This window comes from Brotaphodocola sp., from assembly GCF_050873065.1.
Taxonomy (GTDB): domain Bacteria; phylum Bacillota; class Clostridia; order Lachnospirales; family Lachnospiraceae; genus Brotaphodocola.
In genome coordinates, this window is record NZ_JBNMIC010000001.1 from 34,564 (window position 1) to 60,468 (window position 25,905).

General features: G+C 46.9%; 20 protein-coding genes. 15 read left to right on the forward strand and 5 right to left on the reverse strand.

Annotated elements, in window-relative coordinates:
• Window positions 1-126: 126 nt before the first annotated feature.
• From ACR0QE_RS00155 to lepB, 3 genes are all read left to right on the forward strand, one after another.
• Complete coding sequence (locus tag ACR0QE_RS00155) at window positions 127-1,119, forward strand: ATP-binding protein (RefSeq protein ID WP_432626367.1); 993 nt, start codon at window positions 127-129, stop codon at window positions 1,117-1,119.
• A gap of 210 nt (window positions 1,120-1,329) precedes the next feature.
• On the forward strand, window positions 1,330-2,502 hold the full coding sequence (locus tag ACR0QE_RS00160; RefSeq protein WP_432626368.1) for a ribose-phosphate pyrophosphokinase: 1,173 nt from the start codon (window positions 1,330-1,332) through the stop codon (window positions 2,500-2,502).
• Between the two features lie 71 nt (window positions 2,503-2,573).
• On the forward strand, window positions 2,574-3,224 hold the full coding sequence (gene lepB / locus ACR0QE_RS00165; protein ID WP_432626369.1) for a signal peptidase I: 651 nt from the start codon (window positions 2,574-2,576) through the stop codon (window positions 3,222-3,224).
• 153 nt (window positions 3,225-3,377) lie between these two features.
• On the opposite strand, the gene ACR0QE_RS00170 is transcribed toward lepB, so the two are convergent.
• Both ACR0QE_RS00170 and ACR0QE_RS00175 read right to left on the reverse strand, forming a co-directional pair.
• On the reverse strand, window positions 3,378-4,181 hold the full coding sequence (locus ACR0QE_RS00170) for a MurR/RpiR family transcriptional regulator (RefSeq protein ID WP_432626370.1): 804 nt from the start codon (window positions 4,179-4,181) through the stop codon (window positions 3,378-3,380).
• Window positions 4,165-4,989, reverse strand: a complete 825-nt coding sequence (locus ACR0QE_RS00175) for a MurR/RpiR family transcriptional regulator (RefSeq protein WP_432626371.1) — start codon at window positions 4,987-4,989, stop codon at window positions 4,165-4,167. Before ACR0QE_RS00175 ends, ACR0QE_RS00170 begins: the two co-directional genes overlap by 17 nt.
• 271 nt (window positions 4,990-5,260) lie before the next feature.
• Here ACR0QE_RS00175 and ACR0QE_RS00180 point away from each other — a divergent pair, with 271 nt between their 5' ends.
• The 4 genes from ACR0QE_RS00180 to ACR0QE_RS00195 all read left to right on the forward strand — a co-directional run bounded on the left by ACR0QE_RS00180 (window position 5,261) and on the right by ACR0QE_RS00195 (window position 12,232).
• Window positions 5,261-6,586 carry a 6-phospho-alpha-glucosidase gene (locus tag ACR0QE_RS00180; protein ID WP_432626372.1) on the forward strand — a complete coding sequence of 442 codons (1,326 nt, stop codon included), beginning with the start codon at window positions 5,261-5,263 and terminating at the stop codon, window positions 6,584-6,586.
• A 162-nt stretch (window positions 6,587-6,748) separates the two neighbouring features.
• On the forward strand, window positions 6,749-8,749 hold the full coding sequence (locus tag ACR0QE_RS00185) for a glucose PTS transporter subunit IIA (protein WP_432626373.1): 2,001 nt from the start codon (window positions 6,749-6,751) through the stop codon (window positions 8,747-8,749).
• 365 nt (window positions 8,750-9,114) lie between these two features.
• On the forward strand, window positions 9,115-10,767 hold the full coding sequence (locus ACR0QE_RS00190; protein WP_432626374.1) for an ATP-binding response regulator: 1,653 nt from the start codon (window positions 9,115-9,117) through the stop codon (window positions 10,765-10,767).
• 127 nt (window positions 10,768-10,894) lie between these two features.
• The gene (locus ACR0QE_RS00195; RefSeq protein ID WP_432626375.1) at window positions 10,895-12,232 is read left to right on the forward strand and encodes an MATE family efflux transporter; all 1,338 of its coding nucleotides are present in this window, start codon (window positions 10,895-10,897) and stop codon (window positions 12,230-12,232) included.
• Window positions 12,233-12,375: 143 nt separating this feature from the next.
• Here ACR0QE_RS00195 and ACR0QE_RS00200 read toward each other — a convergent pair whose 3' ends face one another.
• Window positions 12,376-13,521 carry a DUF4317 domain-containing protein gene (locus tag ACR0QE_RS00200; protein WP_432626376.1) on the reverse strand — a complete coding sequence of 382 codons (1,146 nt, stop codon included), beginning with the start codon at window positions 13,519-13,521 and terminating at the stop codon, window positions 12,376-12,378.
• Between the two features lie 434 nt (window positions 13,522-13,955).
• On the opposite strand from ACR0QE_RS00200, the gene ACR0QE_RS00205 reads away from it, so the two are divergent.
• The 4 genes from ACR0QE_RS00205 (at window position 13,956) to ACR0QE_RS00220 (ending at window position 18,890) form a co-directional block, all read left to right on the forward strand.
• Window positions 13,956-15,998, forward strand: coding sequence for a DHH family phosphoesterase (locus ACR0QE_RS00205; RefSeq protein ID WP_432626377.1), 2,043 nt, complete (start codon window positions 13,956-13,958; stop codon window positions 15,996-15,998).
• Window positions 15,998-16,444, forward strand: a complete 447-nt coding sequence (gene rplI / locus ACR0QE_RS00210; RefSeq protein WP_432626378.1) for a 50S ribosomal protein L9 — start codon at window positions 15,998-16,000, stop codon at window positions 16,442-16,444. Before ACR0QE_RS00205 ends, rplI begins: the two co-directional genes overlap by 1 nt.
• Window positions 16,445-16,562: 118 nt before the next feature.
• Window positions 16,563-17,894 carry a replicative DNA helicase gene (gene dnaB / locus ACR0QE_RS00215; RefSeq protein WP_432626379.1) on the forward strand — a complete coding sequence of 444 codons (1,332 nt, stop codon included), beginning with the start codon at window positions 16,563-16,565 and terminating at the stop codon, window positions 17,892-17,894.
• 312 nt (window positions 17,895-18,206) lie between these two features.
• Complete coding sequence (locus ACR0QE_RS00220) at window positions 18,207-18,890, forward strand: helix-turn-helix domain-containing protein (RefSeq protein ID WP_432626380.1); 684 nt, start codon at window positions 18,207-18,209, stop codon at window positions 18,888-18,890.
• A gap of 68 nt (window positions 18,891-18,958) precedes the next feature.
• Here ACR0QE_RS00220 and ACR0QE_RS00225 read toward each other — a convergent pair whose 3' ends face one another.
• Window positions 18,959-19,129 (reverse strand): DUF362 domain-containing protein, encoded by a 171-nt coding sequence (locus tag ACR0QE_RS00225; RefSeq protein WP_432626381.1) that lies wholly within the window; start codon window positions 19,127-19,129, stop codon window positions 18,959-18,961.
• A gap of 243 nt (window positions 19,130-19,372) precedes the next feature.
• On the opposite strand from ACR0QE_RS00225, the gene ACR0QE_RS00230 reads away from it, so the two are divergent.
• Window positions 19,373-19,573, forward strand: coding sequence for a DUF1858 domain-containing protein (locus tag ACR0QE_RS00230; RefSeq protein WP_432626502.1), 201 nt, complete (start codon window positions 19,373-19,375; stop codon window positions 19,571-19,573).
• A gap of 280 nt (window positions 19,574-19,853) precedes the next feature.
• Here ACR0QE_RS00230 and ACR0QE_RS00235 read toward each other — a convergent pair whose 3' ends face one another.
• Entirely contained in the window at window positions 19,854-20,651 is a 798-nt protein-coding gene (locus tag ACR0QE_RS00235; RefSeq protein WP_432626382.1) for an adaptor protein MecA, read from the reverse strand.
• A 570-nt stretch (window positions 20,652-21,221) separates the two neighbouring features.
• On the opposite strand from ACR0QE_RS00235, the gene ACR0QE_RS00240 reads away from it, so the two are divergent.
• From ACR0QE_RS00240 to ACR0QE_RS00250, 3 genes are read left to right on the forward strand one after another with little or no spacing between them, the layout of a single operon-like run.
• Window positions 21,222-23,678, forward strand: a complete 2,457-nt coding sequence (locus tag ACR0QE_RS00240) for a prealbumin-like fold domain-containing protein (RefSeq protein WP_432626383.1) — start codon at window positions 21,222-21,224, stop codon at window positions 23,676-23,678.
• Window positions 23,678-25,216 carry an isopeptide-forming domain-containing fimbrial protein gene (locus ACR0QE_RS00245; RefSeq protein WP_432626384.1) on the forward strand — a complete coding sequence of 513 codons (1,539 nt, stop codon included), beginning with the start codon at window positions 23,678-23,680 and terminating at the stop codon, window positions 25,214-25,216. Before ACR0QE_RS00240 ends, ACR0QE_RS00245 begins: the two co-directional genes overlap by 1 nt.
• Before the next feature lie 7 nt (window positions 25,217-25,223).
• Window positions 25,224-25,904 (forward strand): class C sortase, encoded by a 681-nt coding sequence (locus tag ACR0QE_RS00250; RefSeq protein ID WP_432626385.1) that lies wholly within the window; start codon window positions 25,224-25,226, stop codon window positions 25,902-25,904.
• Window position 25,905 lies beyond the last annotated feature (1 nt).

Sequence of the window (25,905 nt, forward strand, 5' to 3'; positions counted from 1 at the left end):
GTGCCAGTGGCAGGTCTGGAGTTTGGAAGATATCAGTGAAGATGTCAGCAGGGCTCGACAGGATTAGGTGCCGGGCAGGTGCCTGCGTCGACTTGAATTTTTGTAGAAAGAGAGAGGGAGTGACAGATGGCACTGAGCAATTCTCAGTACAATGCGCTGATGCGGGAGTATGAGCAGCAGCAGAGAAAAGACCGGGTGGAGCGCGATGCGCGGGTTCAGGAAGTATACCGGCGGATTCCGCAGATCGAGAAGCTTGATCAGGAGATTGCGGGGAGCGGGGCGGAGTGTGCGAGAATGGCGCTGCACGGAGATCCGAATGCGAGGGAGACGCTTCGGAGAAAACTCGCTGATTTGAGAGAACAGAAGCAGATTCTTCTGGCGGCAGGCGGTTACCCGGCGGACTACATGGAGATGAGATACCGTTGTCCGGACTGCCAGGATACCGGGTACATGAATGGTCATCGCTGTCACTGCTTTGAGAGAAAACGGCTTCAGGTTCTCTATGCGCAGTCGAATATCGAGGAAGTCTTGAAGCGAGAGAATTTTGATACTCTGACCTTCAGTTATTATGACGACGAACAGCTGCTCCCGGGGCTGAACCGGACGGTGTTCTCCTATATGCAGCTTGTTGTGAAGCGCTGCCGGGAATTTGCGGAAAATTTCCCGAGAAGCGGTCAGAATATCCTGTTTACGGGAAGCACGGGAGTGGGAAAGACTTTTCTGACAAACTGCATTGCGAAGGCTCTCATGGATCGATATGTCTCCGTGATCTATCTGTCGTCTCCGGATCTGTTTGAAATTTTTTCCAAGTACAAGTTTGGCAGGGGCAGTGAGGAGGACTGTGAGGAGGCATACCGCCACATTTTGGAGTGTGAGATGCTGATCATCGATGATCTTGGAACCGAGGTCAACAATACTTTCGTCTCCTCTCAGCTTTTTTACTGCATCAATGAGAGAATCAACCGCAAAAAGGGGACGATCATCTCCACGAATCTGTCGATGGATATGATGCGGGATGCCTACTCGGACCGTGTGACCTCGAGGATCATGAGCAGCTACATGATGATTCCGCTTTACGGCGGAGACATCCGTGTGAGAAAAACGATGATACCCGTATGATACGGTGCGGGAACAAAAAAGGCAAAGTTTCCGTGATTAGCTTGACTTCATCGGTGCATAATGTTATAAAGGATACGTTAATAATTGCGGAAAAAAAGAATAAAACGAAGCAATTAATCACCTTGCGAGAACGCGGTTTACGGAACGTGTGAATCAAAATGAATCAAGACGATTCCGGGCGCGTTTTTCACATTATATATGGAGGATGAAATGATCTACGAAGAGAAAACCATTGAGACCATTCCGGTTGGCCCGCTGGGCCTGATTCCGCTCAAGAGCTGTGCTGAGCTGGGCGCAAAAGTTGACGCATGGCTGGTAGAATGGCGCAAGGAGCGGGAGAGCGAGCACAAGTCCACGATTGCATTTGCGGGATACCAGAAAGATTCTTATATCATCGAGGCGAAGACCCCGCGTTTCGGTTCCGGTGAGGCGAAGGGAACGATTGAAGAATCTGTTCGCGGAGATGATCTGTATTTTCTGGTGGATGTGTGCAACAACAGCCTGACTTATTCTCTGTGCGGAATGACGAATCATATGTCTCCGGACGATCATTTCCAGGATCTGAAGCGTGTCATTGCAGCGACCACAGGAAAAGCACGCCGCATCAATGTCATCATGCCGTTCCTCTATGAGAGCCGCCAGCATAAGCGCTCGAGCAGAGAGTCCCTCGACTGTGCACTTGCACTTCAGGAGCTGACCCGCATGGGCGTGGAGAACATCATTACCTTTGATGCACATGATCCGCGTGTCCAGAACGCAATTCCGTTAAAGGGATTTGAGACGGTTCAGCCGATCTACCAGTTCATCAAGTATCTGCTCAAGACTGAGACAGATCTTCAGATCGACAGCGATCACATGATGGTCATCAGCCCGGATGAGGGCGGAATGGGCCGTGCTGTCTACTTTGCAAATGTTCTCGGACTGGATATGGGTATGTTCTACAAGCGCCGTGATTACACGAAGATTGTCAATGGACGCAACCCGATCGTGGCTCACGAGTTCCTTGGTTCAAGCGTAGAAGGCAAGGATGTCATCATCGTGGATGATATGATCTCCTCCGGCGAGAGCATGCAGGATGTAGCGAAAGAGCTCAAGCGCAGAAAGGCAAGAAAGGTATTCATCTGCGCAACCTTTGGTCTGTTTACGAACGGTCTTGCAAAGTTTGATGAGTACTATGAGAACGGCATTATTGACCGGATTCTGACGACCAATCTGGTTTACCAGACTCCGGAGCTTCTGTCCCGCCCGTACTATATCAATGTGGATATGAGCAAGTATATTGCGCTGATTATTGATAACCTGAATCACGACGATTCTCTGAGCGAGCTGCTGAATCCGACGAAGCGAATCAATCGTCTTCTCGAGCAGTACCGCAACAAATAAGAGACGGCGGCTGCCGTTTTCGCAACGTGTGAGCAGTCACGAAGTCAGCGCTGGAAAGCAGGTTTGACAGAATGAAGGAAGACAGAAAAGAAGAGATGTTTCCGGGCGAAGAGCCAAATGAGCCGGAGTGCGGGGAGAACCAGACAGATGGCCAGTCTGAGGAGCCTAAAAACTGGGATATTCCGCACAATGAGAAGAAGACGAGCTGGAAACGGGAAGTCTGGGAGTGGCTGAAAATCATTGTCTCGGCGGCTGTGATTGCGTGGGCGCTTAATACATTTATCATTGCCAACAGTGAGGTGCCGAGTGGTTCGATGGAGAATACGATTATGACGGGAGACCGCGTGATCGGTTCGAGACTCAGCTACAAATTTGAGGACCCGCAGCGAGGCGATATTGTGATCTTCCGTTTCCCGGACAATGAGAAGATTTTTTATGTGAAGCGAATCATCGGTATGCCCGGGGACACGGTTGACATCGTGGATGGAAAGGTCTACTTAAACGGTTCAAGCGAGCCGCTCGACGAGCCGTATATCCGTGAGCCTATGATTCCGGAAGCGGCGATGCATTTTGAGGTGCCGGAGGACTCCTATTTTATGATGGGAGACAACCGAAACTATTCTCTTGATGCGCGCAGATGGCAGAATACCTATGTGAAGCGGGAAAAGATCATTGCGAAAGTCTTGTTCCGCTATTTCCCGAAGCCGGGTGTGCTTAAGTAGTCAAATGCACGATGCGCTTGCATTCCCTCACCTGAAAATAAAAGGTGGGAAACAAAGTTTTAAAGATGAAAAATGAGAAAGCTGTCACTGGATAGAGCAAATGTATGCTCTGCCCGGTGACAGCTTTTTTTCATAGGAAATTTGTTTTTTATTTTACGGGATATCCGGAGGCAGTGCCGGCATTTCTTCCTCCGTTTTCGGAAAACTGCTCCGCTTCTTCTTGAGGGTGACTAACTCAATCAGGATCTGGACGATCGTGAACAGTCCGATTCGCGGGTTGATGTCGACGTGGGCAAGCTCCCGGTTCGGATCGTTTGATAAGAAGGCGAAGTTGCTTAAAGGAACGAGAGGGCTGTCCGGTTCACTCGTCAGAAGAATCGTCGTGATCTTTCGCTCTCTCGCCGTCTCAAAAATCGGCTGATAGCGGGCGGGATCCCCGTGCGCGCTGATGATGAGGAGGATGGAATCGCTGTTGATCTGTCCGACGAGACCGCCGAGAAGCTGCTGCCATTCGATCAGAATGCAGCTGTAATCAAGGCTTGAGAGCACGGCGTGAAGATAACGGGCAGCAAGGGAGCTTAAATTTGAGCCGTAAATGTAGACGGGATGGTGGGCAGTCAGAAGGTCAGCAACTCTCTGGAGGGCGATGAGGTCGAGCTGTTCGAGGGTGTCGCGAAAGAGGACGAGGGAGTGCTCGATGATGTCCTCGGAGAAGAGCGCGGACGTTTTCTCCTCCTTGAGCTGCTGGCGGAGCTGATATTTGAACTCATTGAATCCCTTAAATCCGAGTTTCTGGCAGAAGCGGACGATCGTGGCGCTTGAAGTGTAGAGCTGATCGCTCATTTCCGCAAGGTTCATGTAGAGGCACTGGGGAAAATGATGTTCAACCCAGCTGAGAATCTCCGCCTCAGTCGGTGTCAGAAAAAGCGAGTGAGCGTGTTCAAAGGTCGGAAGCATGGGAATCTCCTTTCTGCTTGTAGTCAAGGTAACAGCTGATGATGATGTAGATAATGTAGAGGATCGGAAGGCGGGAGGTGAACTCTGCGCCCCGGTTCTCTCGCTGATCGGTGAAAAAGCGGAAGTTGATCTGGGCGAGGGAGGCGATCGAGTTGCTCGAGTACGGGGTGATTGCGAGGATCGGGATCCCGTTTGTGTTTGCCACTCTCGCGAGCCGCTCGGTCGGTCCGAAGTTTCCGGAGGTGCTGATGAGAATCAGCAGGGCTTTCTGGGTGACGGAGTGCAAAAGATGTTCACACATGCGCGCGGAGGCGGTGCGGTAAACATTCTGGCGGCCGACGGAGAAGAGCATTTTCTCAAAATAGTCACAGGGAATCTCCGTGATTCCGGCAGGGGAGAAGAGGTAAATCGGGCAGTCGCTGTCGAAGAAGGCGAAGGTGCGCTCTAAGAGATCCTGGGAGATCAGGTGGGAAGTCCCGGAGATGTTGTTGAGCATCTCAGAGAGAATCATCTGTCGTTCCATTGAGAGGGACGGCTCCGGGATTCCGGGAAGGGGAGTGGACTTTTGCTGTCCGGACTGGTGGGAGGCGTTGGTGCGGAGCGCGTACTTGAATTCTGCAAATCCGGAGAAGCCGAGTTTCCGGCAAAAGCGGAGTACCGTGGCCGGGGAGTAGGAGATTATTTTGGAAAATTCCTGAATGCTCATCTCGCAGGTTTCTGAACTGTGCTCGTACACGTACTGAAGAATTTTTAACTCATTTTTGCTCAGGCTCTGGATGATCTGATCGTTTAACTGAAGTGGAAACATGAAATTCTCCTTAAATGGTGGCTTTTTCAGGGACCTTTTGGGCAAATTTCCCTAATGGCATAAATCATGCATAAATTCTGAAATCGCTGATTTTATTTTATGGCAAAAATGCCATGCTTGTCAATGAAAAAAATTACTATTAGAGTAATAAATAATAAAATAAGAGACTGTAATCAGAACAAACAGAAACTATTTACATCTTACTGAGAAACGTGTATGCTTGTCTCAACAGAAACGAAGAGGGTATCTCGAGAGAGAGAAAGGAGTAGCAATGAAGAGTTATAATGTATGTATCGTAGGTGGAGGAAGCACTTATACACTGGGATTCTTAAAGTCCTTCGTAAGACTGAGAGAGGAATTCCCGTTAAAGAAGCTGGTTCTGTTTGATATCGATGCAGAGCGTCAGGAGCCGATCGGAAAGTACGGCGAGATCCTGTTCAAGGAGCGTTTCCCGGAGCTTGACTTCTCCTACACGACCGACATCAAGGAAGCATACGAGGGAATGGATTTCGTATTCATGCAGATGAGAGCCGGCGGTCTTCCGATGCGTGCAAAAGATGAGCACATTCCGCTGTCCATGGGAATGATCGGACAGGAGACCTGTGGTGCCGGTGGAATGGCTTACGGTCTGCGTTCTTGCGTAGACATGATCAAGGCTGTTCACGACATTCGTAACTATGCTCCGGATGCATGGATCTTAAACTACTCCAATCCGGCTGCTATCGTAGCAGAGGCACTCCGCAGAGAGTTCCCGGATGACAAGAGAATCTTAAACATCTGCGACCAGCCGGAGAACGTAGTACGTTCCTGCAGCCGTCTGCTGGGATGCAACTGGGAGGATCTTGATCCGGTATACTTCGGCTTAAACCACTATGGCTGGTTCACCCACATCTATGATGCACATACTGGTGAGGACCTGCTTCCGAAGATCCGTGAGACGATCGCTAAGAACGGTTTCCTTCCGCAGGATGCAGAGCAGAGAGACCAGTCCTGGCTGGATACTTACGGAATGGTTCAGACCATCATGGCTGACTTCCCGGACTACCTGCCGAACACCTATGACCAGTACTATCTGTACCCGGACTACAAGGTACAGCATCTGGATCCGAACTTCACGAGAGCAGATGAGGTTATGGCAGGACGTGAGAAGAGAGTCTTCACCGAGTGTGCAGAAGTTATCAAGGAAGGCAAGCTGGGCGACCGTTTCCACGCTATCTCCGATGCACATGCAGAGATGATGATCAAGGTTGCAGAGGCAATCGCATACAACAAGAACAGCCGTCACATCCTGATCGTGGAGAACAACGGTGCAATCGCAAACATGCAGGACGATGCAATGGTTGAGGTTGTTTGTGAGCTTGGTATCAACGGACCGCGTCCGATGAGAGTCGGCAACATCCCGCAGTTCTATCTTGGTCTTCTTGTAAACCAGGTATCCTGCGAGAAGCTGATTGTAGATGCTTACTATGAGCACTCTTATGAGAAGGCTCTTCAGGCATTCACCCTGAACCGTCTGATCGGCGATGCAAAGAAGGCAAGAAAGGTTCTTGATGCCCTGATCGAGGCCAACAAGGGCATGTGGCCGGAGTTAAAGTAATTGACATTTATAAGTGACTTGCGAGAAAACTGAATAGAGAAGACTTAAAAAGACAATGTGAACGTATAGGATAAATAGTTGTAAGAATACATACAACAGAGGGGAAGCAGAAAACATGTGAAAGGCGCCGCGGTGTGGGAACCGCGGCGTGGGAGGTTTAGTATGAACAAGAGCAAAGTCATGAATTTCTTCTCGGACCTTGGCCGAAGCCTGCTGATGCCGATCGCGGCACTGGCAGCCTGCGGTATTGTCCTGGGACTCAGTGCTGCGCTTTTAAAGGCACAGGTACAGGCTGCGGTACCGATTTTGTCGGTTGGAATTCTTCATTTCATTATCACGACAATCAACAAGGTATCCGGCATTGTATTTACCCTGATCCCGGTTCTGTTTGCAATCTCGATTGCATTCGGACTTGCTAAGGAAGAAAAAGAAATTGCTGCATTTGCGGGTTTCATCGGATATTATACATTCCTGGTGGCATCCGCTTGTATGATTAATTCTGGTTTTATGGATTTCAGTGCACTGAAAATATCCACGATTCTTGGCGTTGAGACGATGGATATGGGTGCGGTTGCCGGTATGATCACTGGTATCGTAACGGCGGCGCTTCACAACAAGTATCACAAGGTGACATTCCCGGTAGCAGTATCCTTCTACGGTGGAAAACGTTTCGTAGCACTTGTTGTTATTCTGGCTATGACGGCTGTCGGACTCGTTGCTCCGCTTGTATGGGAGCCGATTTCCATGGGAATCGATTCACTGGGCGGTCTGATTTCCGCATCAGGTCTTGCAGGAGTATTCTGTTATGGATTCTTAGAGCGTCTGCTGATCCCGACCGGTCTGCATCACGTTCTGAATGGTATCTTCCGTACCACTGCAATCGGTGGTGTGTTTGAGGGCGTTGAGGGCTGCTTAAACATCTTCCTTCAGTTCGTAGATAAGGTAGATCTGTCTGAGCTTCAGCCGTTCACCGTATTCCTTGGACAGGGCAAGATGCCGATGATGATGTTTGGTCTTCCGGGTGCAGCACTTGCAATTTACCGCACCGCACCGGCAGAGAAGAAAGCACGTGTGAAGGCACTGATGATCGCAGGCGTTGCAGCCAGCGTGGTATCCGGAATCACCGAGCCGATGGAGTTCTCCTTCATGTTCGTGGCACCGGCACTGTTTGTTTTCCATGCAATCATGGGTGGTCTTTCCTTCATGCTGATGGCAGCATTCAAGGTTATCGTTGGTAACACGGGCGGCGGCCTGATCGATTTCTTCATCTGGGGCGTATTCCAGCCGGGTTCTCACTGGTACTGGATCGTGATTGTAGGACCGTTCTTCTTCATCGCTTACTATCTGGTATTCAAGACCTATCTGACAAAGAAGAACCTTTCCATCGATGTTGCAGATGAGGATTCCGAGGAAGAGACAGAGAGCACAGGAACTGCAAATATTGGCAACAAACAGCTTGCACAGGCAATGGAGATCATCGAGGGTCTGGGCGGCAAGGATAACATCAAAGTAGTAAACAACTGTCTGACCAGACTGAGAGTCGATGTGAAGAACATGGGCGCAGTTGATGAGGCAAGGCTGAAGAAAACAGGTGCAATGGGATTCGTTCACTCAAGCGATGTCCACATTCAGGTTATTTACGGACCGAAGGTTGAGGGAATCGCCGCAAATGTGCGCGAGGCACTGAAGAAAGAAACCAAATCTGCACCGAAGCAGGCAGAATTTGTTGCACCGATCACAGGAAATGTGATTCCGATGGAGCAGGTTCCGGATCCGGCATTCTCTCAGAAGATGATGGGAGACGGATTTGCGATTGAGCCGACAGAGGGTACGGTTCAGGCACCGGTAGACGGAATTGTGGAAGTTGTGTTCCCGACCGGTCATGCAATCGGACTTCGCGCGGATGATGGTTCCGAGATTCTGATTCATCTTGGAATCGATACGGTTGAACTGAACGGAAAGGGATTTGAGGTTTCCGTAAAGCAGGGTGACCGTGTAAAGAGTGGAGATGTTCTTGTGAAAGTAGATCTCGACTATGTGAAGAGTGCAGGTAAGAAAACCGTATCTCCGGTGATTTTCACCAGTGGAGAGAAGGTTACGCTTCTGAAGAAGGGCATGGTATCAAGGGGAGAGAAATCTGTGATCCGGATTGAGAAAGCGTAAAAAGTAACAGAGACACAGAGACAGTTTGAGGGGCTGTATAAAGCTGCATAAAATTTAGATTAGGGAGTGCCGCAGAATGGTATGGAGTGATCCAGAGATTCTGCGGTACTTTTTTATGAAAAATTTTAGATAAAAAATCGGGATGAGGGATAAATTGACAGAAATCTTCAGGAGAGTATAATAAAAGAAGATGATGCAAAATTCTGCAAAGTTCTGTAAAATTTTTGCATGAGACTGGTAAGCTGCGGGATGGGGAAGACACAGGGAATGTGATGTTGTGGCGGGATTTTGGCTTTGTCAGAAGGGGGCTGAGGGTGTAGAATGGAAAAGAAAAGAGAAGCTGGGAGCGAGGAGGACCTGATTATATGGAAATCCAGAAGCTAAAGAAGAAAATCGAAGTTTTGGAGCACGCATTTGCGGAGAGCATGGGAATTTTTTATAACATCAATCTGACAAAAGACTGTATTCCGGGAGTGATGTATCAGGTGCTTGACGGAAAAGAGTACAATATCAATGAGAGGCTCGGATTTCCGGAAAATGCGAGATTTACGGATGTAATTGTCTATTGGGGAGATCACGTTGCGGAGAAGGAGAGATCTTCCTACCTGGAGTTTTTAAAAATTTCAAATCTGCTGGAGCATTTCAAGAATGGGGAGACGCATCTTTCGCATCGCTACTGGACGAAAAATATTTTTTCAGAGCCGATGCTGGCGGAACAGCATATCATCATGTTTGAGGATGAGGAGGATGGAGATATTCTGGCAATCACTTATGTGCGCGATCTGACGAAGTCTTTCAACGAGGAAAAAATCAAAACCGCGGAGCAAAAACTTTTAGAAGAGGAGAAGGAGAAGGCAATCTCAGCAAATGAGATGAAGAGCCGTTTTCTCTCGTCGATCTCTCACGATATCCGAACTCCGATCAACGGCATACAGGGAATGCTCAGGATTGCGGATGCCTATCCGATGGATATGAAAAAGCAGAATGAGTGCAGGGAGAAGATGTGGATCGCGACTAATTATCTGGTTTCTCTCGTCAACAATGTTTTGAATATGAATCATCTCGAAAATCGTTCGATTAATTTGACTGATCAGCCGTTTAACCTGATTGACCTGCTGATGAGTGTGACGGCGATGACAAGTATTCAGACCAAGGCGCAGGGGCTTCACGAGGTCGTGGACTGGAAACCGGGCTATATCAAGCACAGATATCTGCTTGGAAGTGCAGAGGGACTTTCAAGAATTCTGATGAACCTCAACAGCAATGCAATTAAATACAACAAGAAGGGCGGAAGTATTTACTGCTGCTGTAAGGAAGTCAAGGTTGAGGGCGATACGGTCTGGATTGAACTGGTCAATGCGGATACGGGAATCGGAATGAGCGAGGAGTTTTTAAAGCACGCATTTGAAGCATATTCGCAGGCAAACAATACTTCTCTGAACAGCATAAACGGCGTTGGGCTCGGCCTGTCGATTGTCAAGCAGACCGTAGAGCTGATGGGCGGCACTTTAAATGTGGAGAGCAAGATCAATGAGGGGACGAGATATACGATTCTTCTTCCGTTCAAGATTGATCCGAACCCCCAGATAGAGAAAAAGCCGATTGAGAAGATTTCCCTGAAGGGCGTGAAGGCGCTGCTTGTGGAGGACAATGACCTGAATCTGGAGATTGCAAAATTCCATCTTGAACAGGAAAATATCGAAGTCTTCACGGCGGTCAATGGGCTGGAAGCCGTGGAAATGTTTGAAAAATCAGAAGTCGGGTATTACGATATTATTCTGATGGATATTATGATGCCGATCATGGATGGGCTGGAGGCGGCGAGAAGGATTCGTGGGATGAACCGCGCGGACGCATTTGCGATCCCGATTATCGCGATGAGTGCAAATGCTTTTGAACAGGACATTCAGCAGAGTCTGGAGGCGGGAATGAATGCGCATCTGGTAAAACCGATGGACGGAAAGAAGATTACAGACACCATGAGAAAATTCCTTGCGAGCCGGATCAGCACGGAGTAGGAAAATAAGAAAAAAGATAAAAATGGAAAAAAAGTAAAGTTAAAAAATGGAAGAAATAAAAAGAGAAAAATAAAAAGAGAAAAGAAAAAGAAAAAAGAAAAGATGATAAAAAGGGGAGGAGAATGAGATGGCAACGGTCGATATGACAGAGGGGAAAATTCCGCAGCATTTGCTTGCATATTCGATTCCTCTGGTTTTGGGAAATCTGTTTCAGCTGACCTACAATGCGGTGGATTCGATCATCGCGGGTCGGTTCATCGGAAAGGAAGCGCTGGCGGCAGAGGGAATGGCGAGCCCGGTCATGAATATCGTCATTCTGGGAATCTCTGGCATCTGTATGGGTGCCGGCGTGCTGATGAGTGAGTTTTTTGGCGGAAAGCAGTATGAGAAGTTAAAGCGGGAAATGGCGACAGCCGTCTTGTTTGGTCTGTATTTTTCGCTTGCGGTGATTGCGCTTGGGATTCTTTTTACACCGTGGCTTTTGGGGGCCCTCAATGTGCCAAAAGAGCTTATGGAGATGACTTCGGTTTATCTGAGAATCATTTTCCTCGGGGCGCCGTTTACCTACTTTTACAATGCGCTTGCATCGGCACTCAAGAGTGTGGGAGACTCTAAGACACCGCTGAAATTTCTGATGTTTTCGTCGATCCTGAATGGAGTTCTGGATCTGATTTTTATCGGAATTCTCGGCTTTGGAATTGTGTGTTCGGCCGTCACGACAGTTGTCGCGGAGGCGGTATCAGCGGGACTTTCCATCTGGTACGTTTACCGGAAAATTCCTCTTTTGCAGCTGAGAAGAAAAGAGTTTCGGATGGATTTCGGGCTTCTGAAGACGACACTTCAATATGGAACCGTGACGGCGCTGCAGCAGTCCTGCCAGCCGATCGGAAAACTTCTGATTCAGGGTTCGGTCAATGCACTCGGTGTCAACACGATTGCGGCGTTTAATGCAGTGAACCGGGTTGATGATTTTGCCTGTATGCCGGAGCAGAGTATTTCCCATGGAATCACGACGTTTGTGGCGCAGAATCGAGGGGCAAAGAAGGAGGAGAGACTTCACAGGGGATTTCGGGATGGACTCTGTCTGGAGTTTTTGTATTGGATTCTGATCTGCGGGGTCGTGCTTCTGCTTCGCAGACCGATTGTGGGGCTTTTTGTTACCGGGGAGGATGCGAAAGCGATTGTGATGATCGGAGCGCAGTATCTCGGAACAATGGCGTTCTTTTATATCTTTCCGGCATTTACGAATGGATTTCAGGGATTTTACCGCGGAATGGGAATGATGAAGATGACGCTTCTCGGAACGTTTATCCAGACGGCGTTACGAGTGATTTTTACGTGGATTCTGGCACCAAAGATGGGAATTTACGGAGTGGCGATCGCCTGTGCCTGTGGGTGGAGTATCATGCTTCTTGTTGAGATTCCGTATTACTTTAAAATAAAAAACGGCTCCGGTCGTGAGTAAAGTCATGCAAACACACTCTCGTTCCGGGTTCCATGTAGCGGTGCATAAGACTGCAAACTACGCAGTCTAAGCACCGACATGTCACACGGGTTTGCATGTACTTTCTCAGCTCCTGTCGCCGTTTGCACATAATGGATTCAAGTCTAATTTTCTGTGTTTGTTCCACCGTTCTGGTTTACAAGAATTCCATTTACCTCGATTCCGCCGTCAATTGTGATCACGAGGCACTGGCGGCCGTCGATCTCGCGCGTCTCAACGAGATCTGTGCGCTCCGGGTTTACCTTGATGACGACATCCGGGGTTTTTACCTCGAAAGCGCGGGTGCTTGCAATGTTGGAAGCGTAGATTGAGGCGCGTTCACCGGCGGTCTCGTCAAAATTCTGGTCAAAGTTCTCAAGCTGTTCTTCCTCGACTCCGCTGTTTTCCAAAAGGGTTTTCACCTGATACTTGTCGAGAACGACAGGTTCCGGATCGTCTTTGTGTTCAGAGATCAGTTCGTTGAGATTTTCATGGATGGCCTTTACGGTCTCGTAGTCACAGGCATCGCCGAGTGTGTCCTCGATGATCGCCTGAAAGGATTCTTTCTGTGAGCCTGCCGGGAGCGGGAGCGGACAGCCGAGAATCTGCTCGACAACGCTGTCATGGAGATCTTCACTCTTCTTGGTGTAGAGAAGGGTAGAATGAAGGTCGGTTGAGCGGTCGTTGAATGCAGGGAACAAAAATCCCCACTCCGGCATTCCGACAACCCAGTCGCGGATTCGGTTCTGGAAGTTGCTTTCGATCTCATTGTAGCTTAAACCAGGCTTGGAGAGATCAACCGGACAGATAGAGCAGAGAATGTAACTGTACACTTCGTCGGAGGCGTCTTCCATCTCAATGCCGTCCGAGGTGCGTCCCGGGATGTCGTAGGCGTCGTGAATCAGAAGAATCAGAAAGTTGCCGACATAGTCGTAGCTCTCAATAATCTGGTCGTAGAACGTGTCGAGCAGTTCATCATCGGTCAGGCGGGTGGCACGCAGTTTCATCAGTAGGTCGTGCGGGGTACCCTCGCCCTCAGCGGAGAGCGGAAACTCCAGATTCAGAAGATTTTTTCCGAGTGTTCCGGAGAGATTTTTTCTCAAAATCTCAAAATATTTGAACATATCTTCTTCAGGAAGGGAGAGAAAAGCCTCCTTGAAGGTTGCTTTTTTATTCTTTTCTCCGTCCACATAGCAGCCGCAGATGCGGGAGATCGAGCAGTTGTTAGGGGTGAACTGGCGCTTGATTTCAGAAATTTCTTTTTTAATCATAATAAGATAATCTCCTTTTTTGTATTTCGTAGGAAAAATAAAAATCTTTCATCAAAAGTCACCTTTTCATTTTAGTATAATTTTGAGAAAAAGACAATCGCGCTTCCGGCCTGCCGGTGGGAATTTTCTGAGTGGAAAATCCCATATGATTATGATACGGTTTGCGCGACGTTACTGTACACGGGTAGGCATTTTCTGAACTGAAAATGCCGTATGATACAGTGGTGACAGCAGATTTTGCCGATCTGGAATGCGAAGCATCGGCAAAATCCGTTACTGTTTGCGCAACGCGTGAACAGTAACTGCGCGACGCATGAACTGTAACGGATGCCGCGTTCATTGTGGACGTTTGGCGCTTCGTATGGTATAATTAGGGGTAAAGCGTATGATACGACTGTTGGAATTCTCAGGAATTCGGCAAGGAGAACAAAAATATGAAAGAGAATATCGTGGTAAAGGGACAGCTCAAGGGATATCTGTCCTGGCCCATCGTGCTTTCTGTCTTTCTGGTATGCGGGAATGCCGCTCTGTTTCTGGTAAGCCGTGTGGGAGCACTGGTTATGATTCCGTTTACGGTGTGTTACATCGGAACAGCGGTCTGGATTTATATGTACAGTCACAAGCGGATTCTCGGCGGTCTGGTGGAGTTTTCTTCCGAGTATGCCTGGATCCAGAAACAGCTTCTGACGGATATGGTGATCCCGTATGCGCTGGCGGATGAGGATGGACGGCTGCTCTGGATGAATCGCTCGTTTCAGGAGGCGATCCAGACAGAAAAGGGAAGCAGAAAGAGCCTCCTTTCTATTTTTCCGAATCTGACCCGGAATGATCTGGTGCCGGATGACGGTACCGTTCTGGTTCATACTTCTTATGGAAATAAGAAATTTCGACTGGACATTCAGCCGATCTATGTGAGCAGTTCGGAGGAAGAGGAGAAGGAAGCGCTGATCAGCAGACAGAAACTGCTCGCGATTTATCTGTTTGACGAGACAGAGATGCTTCGCTGTCTGCAGGAAATCACGGACGAGAAGATGGTTGCCGGACTGATTTACCTCGACAATTACGATGAGGCGCTTGAGAGTGTCGAGGAGGTGCGCCGCTCCCTTCTGACAGCGCTGATTGACCGAAAGATCAACAAGTATATCAGTGCAATGGACGGTGTGGTGAAGACGCTCGAGAAAGATAAGTATTTCTTTATTCTTAAGCAGAAATATGTTCAGCAGCTTCAGGAGGAGCGTTTCTCTATTCTGGAGGACGTCAAGACAGTCAACATCGGAAATGAGATGGCTGTGACGCTGAGTATCGGAATCGGTATGAATGGAGATACTTACGCGCAGAATTATGATTATGCGCGTGTTGCGATTGATATGGCGCTCGGTCGCGGCGGAGATCAGGCCGTGTTGAAAGATGGAAGCCGGATCCAGTATTACGGTGGAAAATCTCAGCAGCTTGAGAAAGCGACCCGCGTCAAGGCCCGCGTCAAGGCACATGCGATGAGAGAGCTGATGGAGACGAAAGACCGCCTCCTGATCATGGGACACCGGATCGGCGATATCGACTGCTTTGGAGCGTCGATCGGTATTTTCCGAATTGCGACTGCGCTCAACAAGAAGGCACATATTGTCATCAATGAGGTCACGACTTCCGTGAAGCCGATGATGGATCGCTTTGTCGACAATCCGGAATATCCGGATGATATGTTTTTGTCGGGTGCGCAGGCGGCGGAACTCGTGGATGCGAATACGATGCTTGTGGTTGTGGATGTGAACCGCCCGAGCATCACCGATGCGCCGGAACTGCTCAAGATGGTGAAGACGATCGTGGTTCTCGATCATCACCGGCAGAGCAGTGAGATCATCTCAAATGCCGTTCTCTCCTATGTGGAGCCGTATGCATCTTCCGCGTGTGAGATGGTTGCGGAAGTGCTCCAGTATATTGCGGACGGAATCAAGATCAAGTCTGCGGAAGCAGATGCGATGTACGCCGGCATTGTCATTGACACGAATAACTTTACCAATCAGACGGGCGTTCGCACGTTTGAGGCAGCCGCTTATCTGCGGCGCTGCGGAGCAGATGTGACGCGAGTGCGCAAGCTGTTCCGCGATAATATGGTGGATTACAAGGCAAAGGCTGCGACGATTGCCTCTGCGGAGGTCTACCGGGATGCATTTTCGATCGGAGAATGTCCGGCAGAAGGGCTTGAGAGCCCGACCGTTGTCGGTGCACAGGCAGCAAACGAACTGCTTGAGATCAAGGGCATCAAGGCTTCTGTGGTGCTGACCGAGCATCACGGAGTTATCTATCTGAGCGCCCGCTCGATTGACGAAGTCAACGTGCAGGTGATGATGGAACAGTTAGGCGGCGGAGGTCACAGGACGATCGCCGGTGCCCAGCTGAAAGATATGACGGTCGAGGAAGCAAAGCGCCGCGTGAAAGCGGTGATCGACCAGATGTTAGAGAAGGGAGATATATCATAATGGAAATCGTATTATTAGAAGACGTAAAGGCACTTGGAAAAAAGGGACAGATTGTAAAGGTAAATGACGGATATGCGCGCAACTTCATTCTGCCGAAGAAGTTAGGTGTTGAGGCAACTGCAAAGAACCTGAATGACCTGAAACTGCAGAAGGCAAATGCTGAGAAGGTCGCAGCAGAGCAGTTAGCGGAGGCAAAGGCACTCGCAGAGAAGATCGGAGAGCTTTCCGTGACCCTGAAGATGAAGGCAGGAGAGGGCGGAAGAGCTTTCGGTTCTGTATCCAGCAAGGAGATTGCACAGGCAGCAAAGGATCAGCTTGGTCTGGAGATTGACAAGAAGAAGATGGTTCTTCCGGAAGCGCTCAAGACTTTTGGCACGCATGAGGTTCCTGTAAAACTGCACAAGGATGTAACTGCAAAGCTGACTGTTAAGGTAACGGAAGCATAACTCGGAATGCAGAGTGCCGGGCAGATATGCAGGCGGATTCCATGCGTGGAGAATGATGCGTGAAGTCCTGCCTGCATAAATGTTTTGGTGCGGAGAGAAACACAGGAGAAACAAATGTATGGATGAACCTTTGATGAAAAGGGTGGCTCCTCACAGCATTGAGGCAGAACAGTCGGTGATCGGCTCCATGTTGATGGACAGGGAGGCGATCATTGCTGCCTCAGAGATCGTGACAGCTTCTGATTTTTATCAGACACAGTACGGCATCATGTTTGAGACGATGGTGGAGCTTTTTAACGAGGGCAAACCGGTTGATCTGATCACCCTTCAGGACCGCCTGAAGGAGAAGGATGTACCGCCGGAGGTCAGCAGTCTTGACTTTGTCCGCGACATCATCACGACGGTGCCGACGTCTGCGAATGTGCGGTCCTATGCCAATATTGTCCGTGAGAAAGCCGTTTTGAGAAAACTGATCCGGATCAATGAGGAGATTGCAAATACCTGTTATGCCGGAAAGGAACCGCTCGATCAGATCCTTGCGACTACGGAGAAGACAGTTTTTGATCTGCTTCAGAGTCGTGGAGGCGGCGAGTTTGTGCCGATCCGACAGGTGGCTTTGAATGTTCTGGAGAAGATTGAGGTCGCTTCCAAGAGCCAGGGAAGTGTGACCGGAATCCCGACCGGATTTATTGATCTGGATTACAAGACTTCCGGTATGCAGCCGTCCGACCTTGTCCTGATTGCAGCCCGTCCTTCCATGGGAAAGACCGCGTTTGTGCTGAATCTGGTCGATCATGTGGCGGTGCGCAAAGGTCTGCCGTGCATGGTGTTCAGTCTGGAGATGTCCAAGGAGCAGCTGGTTAATCGTATGCTGGCGATGGAATCGAATGTCGATGCGCAAAAACTCCGAAATGGAAATCTGACGGATTCCGACTGGGATGCAGTGGTCGAGGGAATCGGTGTGATCGGCAATTCCAATCTGATTATCGATGACACTCCGGGTATCTCGATCACGGAACTGCGCTCCAAGTGCAGAAAGATGAAACTGGAACACGGTCTGAGCATGATTATCATAGACTATCTTCAGCTGATGAGCGGAAGCGGAAAAAGCAGTGACAACCGTCAGCAGGAAATCTCAGAAATCTCGAGATCCTTAAAGGCGCTGGCGCGTGAGATGAATGCCCCGGTACTTGCCCTGTCCCAGCTGAGCCGTGCCTGTGAGACGAGAACGGACCACCGCCCGATGCTTTCCGATCTTCGAGAGTCCGGAGCGATCGAGCAGGATGCCGACGTTGTGATGTTTCTGTATCGTGATGATTACTATAATAAAGACACCGATACTCCGAATATCGCGGAGGTCATCATCGCAAAACAGAGAAATGGCCCGATTGGAACCGTCAACCTGCTCTGGCAGCCGGAGTTCACGAAGTTTGTCAATCTGGCGAAGTAAGCTTAGAAGTGAAGCAGATAGTAAAACAGACAATGAAATAGTCAGATAGAAAAAATAATAAAAGATAGTAAAAGATAGTAAAAGATCGAAGACATGGGCGGTCAAATGGGAATGAGAAGCAACATTCCTGTCTGACTGCTCATGTCTTTTTTTATTCATATATTCATAATTCTTCTCAAGGAGTCATATGTTTCTAGTAGTGCAGAGAGACAGGGATGGTGTATCTGCCAGCGTATTTCTGGTATATCTTTGATATGGGTATCCCTGGCAGGGCAAACTTGAAAAATATGAGAGACCATAAGGAGAGAACGTATGGACGGGACACATTATTCCATATCGGAGGCGGGAAAGCTTGTGGGTGTTGAGTCCCATGTCCTTCGGTATTGGGAGGACGAGCTTCAGCTGAAAATACCTCGCAATGGAAAAGATTATCGGTATTATACGGACCTGCATATTCAGCTTTTGAAAAAGGTGAAAGAACTAAAGGAGAAAGGTTATCAGCTCAAAGCAATTGAGCAGGTATTAAAACGCATGCTTGACGGTGATGAAAATGTGGATCCGGATGAGATTCTCAGACAGAATGCGGTTGATATTTTAAGGGAGGGGAAGACGGAGGAAATCATGGCAGTGGAAGAGAAGAAGAGTGGAGAGAAGGAAGAGAGCAGGCAGGAGCTCTCTGCCCTGTCTCAGGAAGAAAAAATGCAGCGTTTTCAGCAGCTCATGAATCACATCATTGGAAATGCAGTCGGACAGGCCGTCAAGGAGAACAGCGAGGCAATCAGCGGGGAGATCAGCCGGCAGGTGAACGACCGTATGGTACAGGAACTCGAATATATGATGAGAATCAGTGATGAGCGGGAGGAAGAGAGATTTAAGATGCTCGATGAGACTCTGCGCGCGTGTCAGAAAAGTGGGAAGAGCAAGGCGGAGGCAGCGGCTACGCGGATGCCGTTTTTCAGAAAGAAGAAATTCGGGAGAAGCGGAAAGAAGATGTGAAGAGATACAAAAAAATCCCCCTCCGCATGATAATACGGAAGGGGATTATGTAGGTTAATTGAAAAGAATTAGCCCTCGTTGATTGCTCCGGTCGGGCAAACACTTGCGCAGGTTCCGCAAGAAATGCAAGCATCTGCATCGATGTTGTACTGGCTGTCTCCCTGAGAGATAGCGCTTACCGGACACTCCGGCTCACAAGTTCCGCAACTAACACATGAATCGGTAATAACATATGCCATGATATGAGTCCTCCTTAAATATTCTTATACATTCGTTGTTACTCTATTTTATCCCATTTGTTAAAAATATTCAAGAGGAAAATGTTGCACAAATGGATAAAATTGGGTACAATTTTCAGTTAGCTTTAGGTAACTTATGGCAGAACGGGAATACAGCTTGCTAATTTTGGGAAAAAGTATTATAGTATGAGTACATCCGCGAATTCTAACAAGGAGGAAATTGACATGGAGAATAAAGAGACCATTCAGATCAGCAAGGACATGCTGATTGGAGATCTGATCCAGATGCATGAGCTGATCGCTCCGATGCTGATGCGTGCAGGTATGCACTGCCTTGGCTGCCCGTCTTCCCAGATGGAGAGCCTTGAGGAAGCATGCATGGTTCATGGCATTGACTGTGATGATCTGGTTACCGGTATCAACGAGGTACTGGCTACCTTATAAGAAAAAAGGAAGCTGACGAACCAGACAGAAAACAGAAAAAGAAAGTCAGAAAATGAAAATCAGAAAATTGAAAATTGATGATTGACGATTGAAAATTAATTGAAGATTAAAAATTGGAGATTGGAAATTAATAAAAATAGAGATTTTCTAAAAATTTTCTACAAAAAAGGGCATCCGAAATTTTCGGCATGCCCTTTTCTGTGTCCATTGTTGGTTGTTTCAGCGTTGTCTGATTGCTTTGTTGTAGTTTTGTGCGTGTGCACATATGCACGTGCGGCTCTTAAATCAGAGCCATTTTTTCGAGTGCATGTGCACGCACGATGACTTCATAATGCTCCTGATAGTAGGCTTCGCTGGCGGATTCCGGTTTTACGCGGGTTCCGTATTCAGACAGAATGTTACAGATCCGGCTGAATGCGAGCGGGTCTACATTCTTGCTGCTGAGTACCAGATAGTACTGGGAAGTTCCCGGTTTCTTGTACAGGGTGTTAATACCCTGCGGAATCGAGACGGTTACCCGGGCAGCTTCGGAAACCTGATCAAGGCTGTCGAAACGATAGATACGCGTCTGCGGAAGCTGTGTTTTCGGTGCTGCCTGCGAATCATTTTTTGTCTCTGCCGGAGCAGAATTGAGATCAGAATCCTGTGACATTGCGATGCTGGAAAGTTCCGGATCCGGAGCTTCGGAGATAGACTGAAGCTCTTTGTTCAGGTATTCCATCAGATCATCTGCGCCTTCTAAGAATTCACCGGCAAATCCGGAACCGGATTCCGGTTCTTCTTCGGAAAGCTGAGAAAACTTGGAAAAGCGGGTGTCGAGTTCTTCTGGATCTTCTATCTTGGTAATTACCAGCATGACGCTCTCGCCAGAAAGCGGAATTGCTTCAACCATCAGCGGAATATCATCTTCCGCTTCAAATCCTACTTCAGTGGAGGCTCTTTGAATCATCTCACGAAATAAACCACGGGCTTTTTCACTGCCATAAGCCAGCTCTCCCAGATTCAGGTTGCGTGTGCTCAGATCGGTACTGGTCAGAGTGCAACGTATCTGGTTGTCATTAATTCGCTCTATTCTCATAAGATCACTCCTCTCTATAAAAGATGCTACTTGCTCAATTTAATTATAGTATATGATACGGGGAAAAAGCAATTCCTATGTGCAAATATTTTTAAACTTCTTGTTGAATATACGTTATCGTTTTTGAGTTTCCGGTTGACAGAGAGGAATGGATGAACTATAATCCAACTATCACAACTATCAGAGAAAAGCAGATTTAATATTTCTTTCTATGCGACATTTAAATTTCTAATTTTCAAATAATCCTTAAAATCTCAATAATTCAAATAATTACATTAGTTTTAATATTCAAATATTTTGTATTATTCAATACTGTTCAATATTATATCAATGTTAAAAAGTAAATTTATATTTTTATGTTTCATGCATTTTGTGTTTATTTTTGTGGTAGATGTTTATTGATGTGGCAGTTTTAAGTATCTTTTTTTAATCAATTAAATTTAGGACATCTAAGCAGGAATCCTCGGCCATTCAATGATCGACTAGTTTACTGTGTAGTGTGGAGAAATAATAAGTTTCGAGAGTTAAATTTTATTTTGAGAGAGGAAATTTTGAGAAAGGGGAATAAGCGTGAATTTTGAAGAATGGATTCGCCGACTGTTTGAGTGGGAAGTGCGGGACAGATTAAAGGGGATATTGATGAGAATTCTTATCATAATTATTTTATTTATTTTGGTTATGAGAGTACATTCGCCTGTATTTGGAATGACAGAAGAATATTTTTCTGGAGATTATAGTTGGAATATGAATATAATGGAACAGGTGAAAAAGAAAGGGAAAATGAATGATATTATAAAAAATATCAGAGAATACGCCACGAGTTCAAATGCAGAAAACAGCAATCAGACAGAAAAAGAATTGGAACATGATGGCAAGAATAATTTAAACGATGACGATGATGAAGAAAAAAATCATACGGATAAAATTATTACGGCATCAGGCAGTGAGTGGGAAGAGGATTTACCAGAAGAAACTGAAGAAAATTTAGAAAATCCGGAGAATAAAAAAACAGACGATCAGGAATCAGAAAATCTATATTTAAACATCTCAAAAAATCAAAAAAATTCAGAACAGGATCCAAAACAAAATTTAAACCAAAACTCAGAAAAAAGTTCAGAAGCCATGAATACAAATGCCATAAAAGATTTAAAAGATTATGTGCTCAGCCGAGGAAGCCAAAAAGAACTGGCAAATTTTGATGCATTTCTTCTGGACGCAGGTGGAACCATTATAGAGCCGGATGATGAAGGCATTTATCATGTCTATGACAACGACGGTTATTATTTGAATATTCATTTTTATGCACCAATGGGAATTCCGGAAGAAGGCATTTATCAGTATCTTATGCCAACAGGAATGAATGCAGTTGAGATTTCATCGCAGAGTATTTGTGCGAGTGATGGAGTGGAGATTGGAACATTAGAGATTTTAGAATCAGGAAAAGTTTTAAGCATCAATATGAAGGAAAATAAGAAAATTCGGTTAAATGTAACATTTTCCTGTACGGTTGATTTTGAAAGAGAAAATCCTGCAATCAAAATTGAGTCACACAAAGAAGGAACGATTGCAAAGACGGGGTATTTTAATGGATTAACAGGACAATTTGAATGGACAATCACCGCCCAGATTCCGGGATATACGGGAGGAAAGGCGAAGGAGTGGTCTATTAGAGATATTATGTATGACTTAGAAGGAAATTCTATTAATTGGAATTACGATTTAATTAAAGATATATATATTATTTGCGATGGAGAAAAAAGGCAATTATTAAGTGAAACTGAAGCCCAAGAAAAAGAGTTAGAAATAGCATTTCGTTGGGACAATATGAAGAAACCAGCAAGATTATATTTGGTCAATAAAGCAAAACAAGATAAGTGTGATAACTATTGTACACATTGGTATTTTCAGAAAAATATAGTAATTGTAATTAATTATATTTCGACATTAGAAAATAGTCAGGATTGGATTTTAATTGATGAAAATTCTTCTATTGAAAATCATGCATGGTTAAACACAACACGTAATATTTATAGCATTGATATCTCTCCCTTCCTCAGCAAATCTCATTCTTCGGATTTTTCTAAATACACAATTACATTAAATCCCGATTTTTATGATTTAAGTCGCCAATCGATCGTGATTGATGATGTTATGACAGGAAACATTTATTACATAACAGGGTCTATGACAGTTGTTGTGACGGATAAAAATGGAATCTCATTTCCGCTTCAATATGGAACGGATTTTACAGTGGAAAAGGTGGAAGGGAGTTCTCAGCACATTAGAATTCATGTCGCGAGTCCGGGGGCGTATTGTTATGAGTTTACCTATCAGACGGCTGCTCAAAATGATGGCGGAGCGGGCGAGGTGAATAACGAGGCGAAAGTTACTTTGTGGGGGACTGAATTTTGTGCGGAGGATTATAGTTTTACTTCCAGTGCGGAGGAATATTTTGTTCGAATGAAAAAGAGCGAGGAGGAGAGTGGCAGAGCGGTGCCGGGAGCTCTTTATGGCATTTATTCTTCGACAGGGGAACAGATGGCGGAGGGAATTACAGATGCACTGGGCGAGTGTCTGTTCCGCGGTGATCCGGTAAATGGTGTCCTTTTGGATCGAAACAGTCTGTACTATTTACAGGAGATCGAGGCGCCGGATGGATATGAAAAAAATGAGGCGAAAACATGGTTCTGTTTTGAGGAGTCGGACTATGAGCAGTTCATTTCTCCATTGTTAGAAGAAGCGAAGTTTACCGGCGTGTATAGGATGGAGGACGGGGAGATTCTTAAAATTGCGGATGGCCAGAATGAGACTCTCTCCAGTTGGATTTTAGTGACGGACCAGAAGATAAAAAGATATACACTTCCTCAGACCGGCGGGGTCGGAACGGATGGATATATAACACTAGCTTTTTTGATTTTTGCAGGTATGGGAAGTGTATTTCATATGGTTTCTGATTTTTCGGAACCATCAAAGCAAAAGAGGCAAGATGGTACAAAAACATGGCCAAGAAAAGAGGAGGATGAATGATGAACGGAGAATCCAGGAGAACGAATTCAACATGGTATGAGTGGGGATGCAGGCTTGCGGCATGGTTCTTGATGATGATCTGCATGGGAACTATGATGATGAGTGTCAGAGCGCTCGCTGGAACAACGCATACGATCACTGCGCCGGATAACGGCCATGAGTATGAGGTTTATCAGATTTTTGTGGGTGACGAGACGGAGGGAATTCTGTCAAATGTGAAGTGGGGAGAAAATGGAAGCGGTGAATGTGGTGCAGGAGTTCCGGATTCAATTCTGAAAGAGATTGAAGGGGCGCAGGGGACGGATGCAGAGAAACTTTCCGTAATCAAAAAATATGCTCGATTGAAAAAAGAGGAAGCATTTGAGACGATTTCTGAAGAACGGGTTTTAAGTGTTCCGTCAGGATATTATCTGATAAAAGATAAAGATGGTTCTCAGGCAGGAAAGGATGATGCATATACAACCTGGCTGGTGAAGATTGTGGGGGATGTGAACATGACCCCAAAGGCGGACAAGCCGTCTTCGGAGAAAAAGGTAAAGGATCGGAATGATACGCTGGGAAATGAATCTGACTGGCAGGACTCCGCGGATTATGATGTGGATGATCTGGTTCCGTTTCGACTGATGGGAAAAGTGGCATCGAATTATGATTCATATCCGGTATATCGTTTTGTTTTTCATGATCAGCAGTCTGAGGGACTGGAATTTCAGGCGGATACCGTGCATGTGTTTGTCGATGATAAAGAGATCTCGCAGGGATTTTCTGTGCAGGAATCGGCGGAAGATGGGGATACCTTTGAGGTGATCTTTGAGAACATGAAGACGATACCGGAAGTCAAGGCAGACAGTGTTGTGACGGTTGAATATGCGTCGCGTCTGAACGATCAGGCGGCCCTGGGAGCGGAAGGAAATCCAAATAAAATGTATCTGGAATATTCAAACAATCCGAATGAGGGGCAGGATGGCGAGACTGGAAAGACACTGGAAGATATGGTAATCGTGTTTACCTATAAGGTTGTGGTAAAAAAGCAGGATGAGACGGGAAAAGCATTGGAAGGTGCTGAGTTTGTTCTGGAGAAACAGCTGCCTGATACGGATGAGGGAGAAGAAAACTGGCAGACTTTTGTGCCGGAAAAAAACACAACCGGAACAATTTTTACATTTCGCGGTCTGGATGATGGCGCCTATCGTCTGACAGAGTCGATCACTCCTGCGGGATATAATACGGTGCCAGCACTTTATTTTACGATTACGGCGGAACACCAGATCCTCTCGGATTCTCCGATTTTAGAGACATTAAATGGGGAGGCGGCGACAGGCGAGATTACATTTGTCTCGGATAAGGAAGAGGGATTTCTTGAGACGATCGTGATCAATAAACATGGAGTGTCGCTGCCGGAAACAGGTGGACGGGGAACCTTTTTGTTTTATGCGGTTGGCGGTGCGCTGATGATGGCGTCCACAGGGGCTGCATGTATGTATCTGATGAGAAAGCCGAGAGGAGAGAAGAAAGACGAAAGCAAAGAAGAGATGGATTAGACGGGGCTTGATCTTAGTACCGGTAATTCTGTTTATCGCGGGACTTTCTCTGATGCTCTATCCTTCTGTCAGTGAAGTCTGGAACCGGTGGCATCAGTCCCGCGCGATTGCGGGTTATGCGGATGCGGTTTTTCAGGGAAAGCGGGAAGATCTTGAGAGCATGTGGACCCAGGCAAGAATTTATAATATGGAGTTGAGGAGAAAAAAGAATCGGTATTATCTGAGCGAGGAGGATCAGGCCCGCTATTGTGAGCTGCTGAATCTGACAGGAAATGGAATTATGGGCTATATTGAGATCCCTTCTATTCGCTGTCTGCTTCCGATTTATCACGGGACGGATGAGTCGGTTCTTCAGGTTGCATCCGGCCACATTGCGGGGAGTTCTCTTCCGGTTGGCGGGCCGGGGAGCCACTGTGTGATTTCCGGACACAGGGGGCTTCCGTCAGCGAGACTTTTTACAGGGTTGGATCAGCTGAAAACAGGAGATTTTTTTAATCTCAAAGTGTTGAATCGGACGCTTCAATATCAGGTGGATGAGATTAATGTGGTGCTTCCGGATGAGATTGAAAAGCTTGAGATTGATCCGGAACAGGATTTCTGTACACTTGTCACCTGCACTCCGTATGGAGTGAATTCCCACAGGCTTTTGGTGCGCGGAAAGCGTGTGGAAAAACAGAGCAAAAATTAAA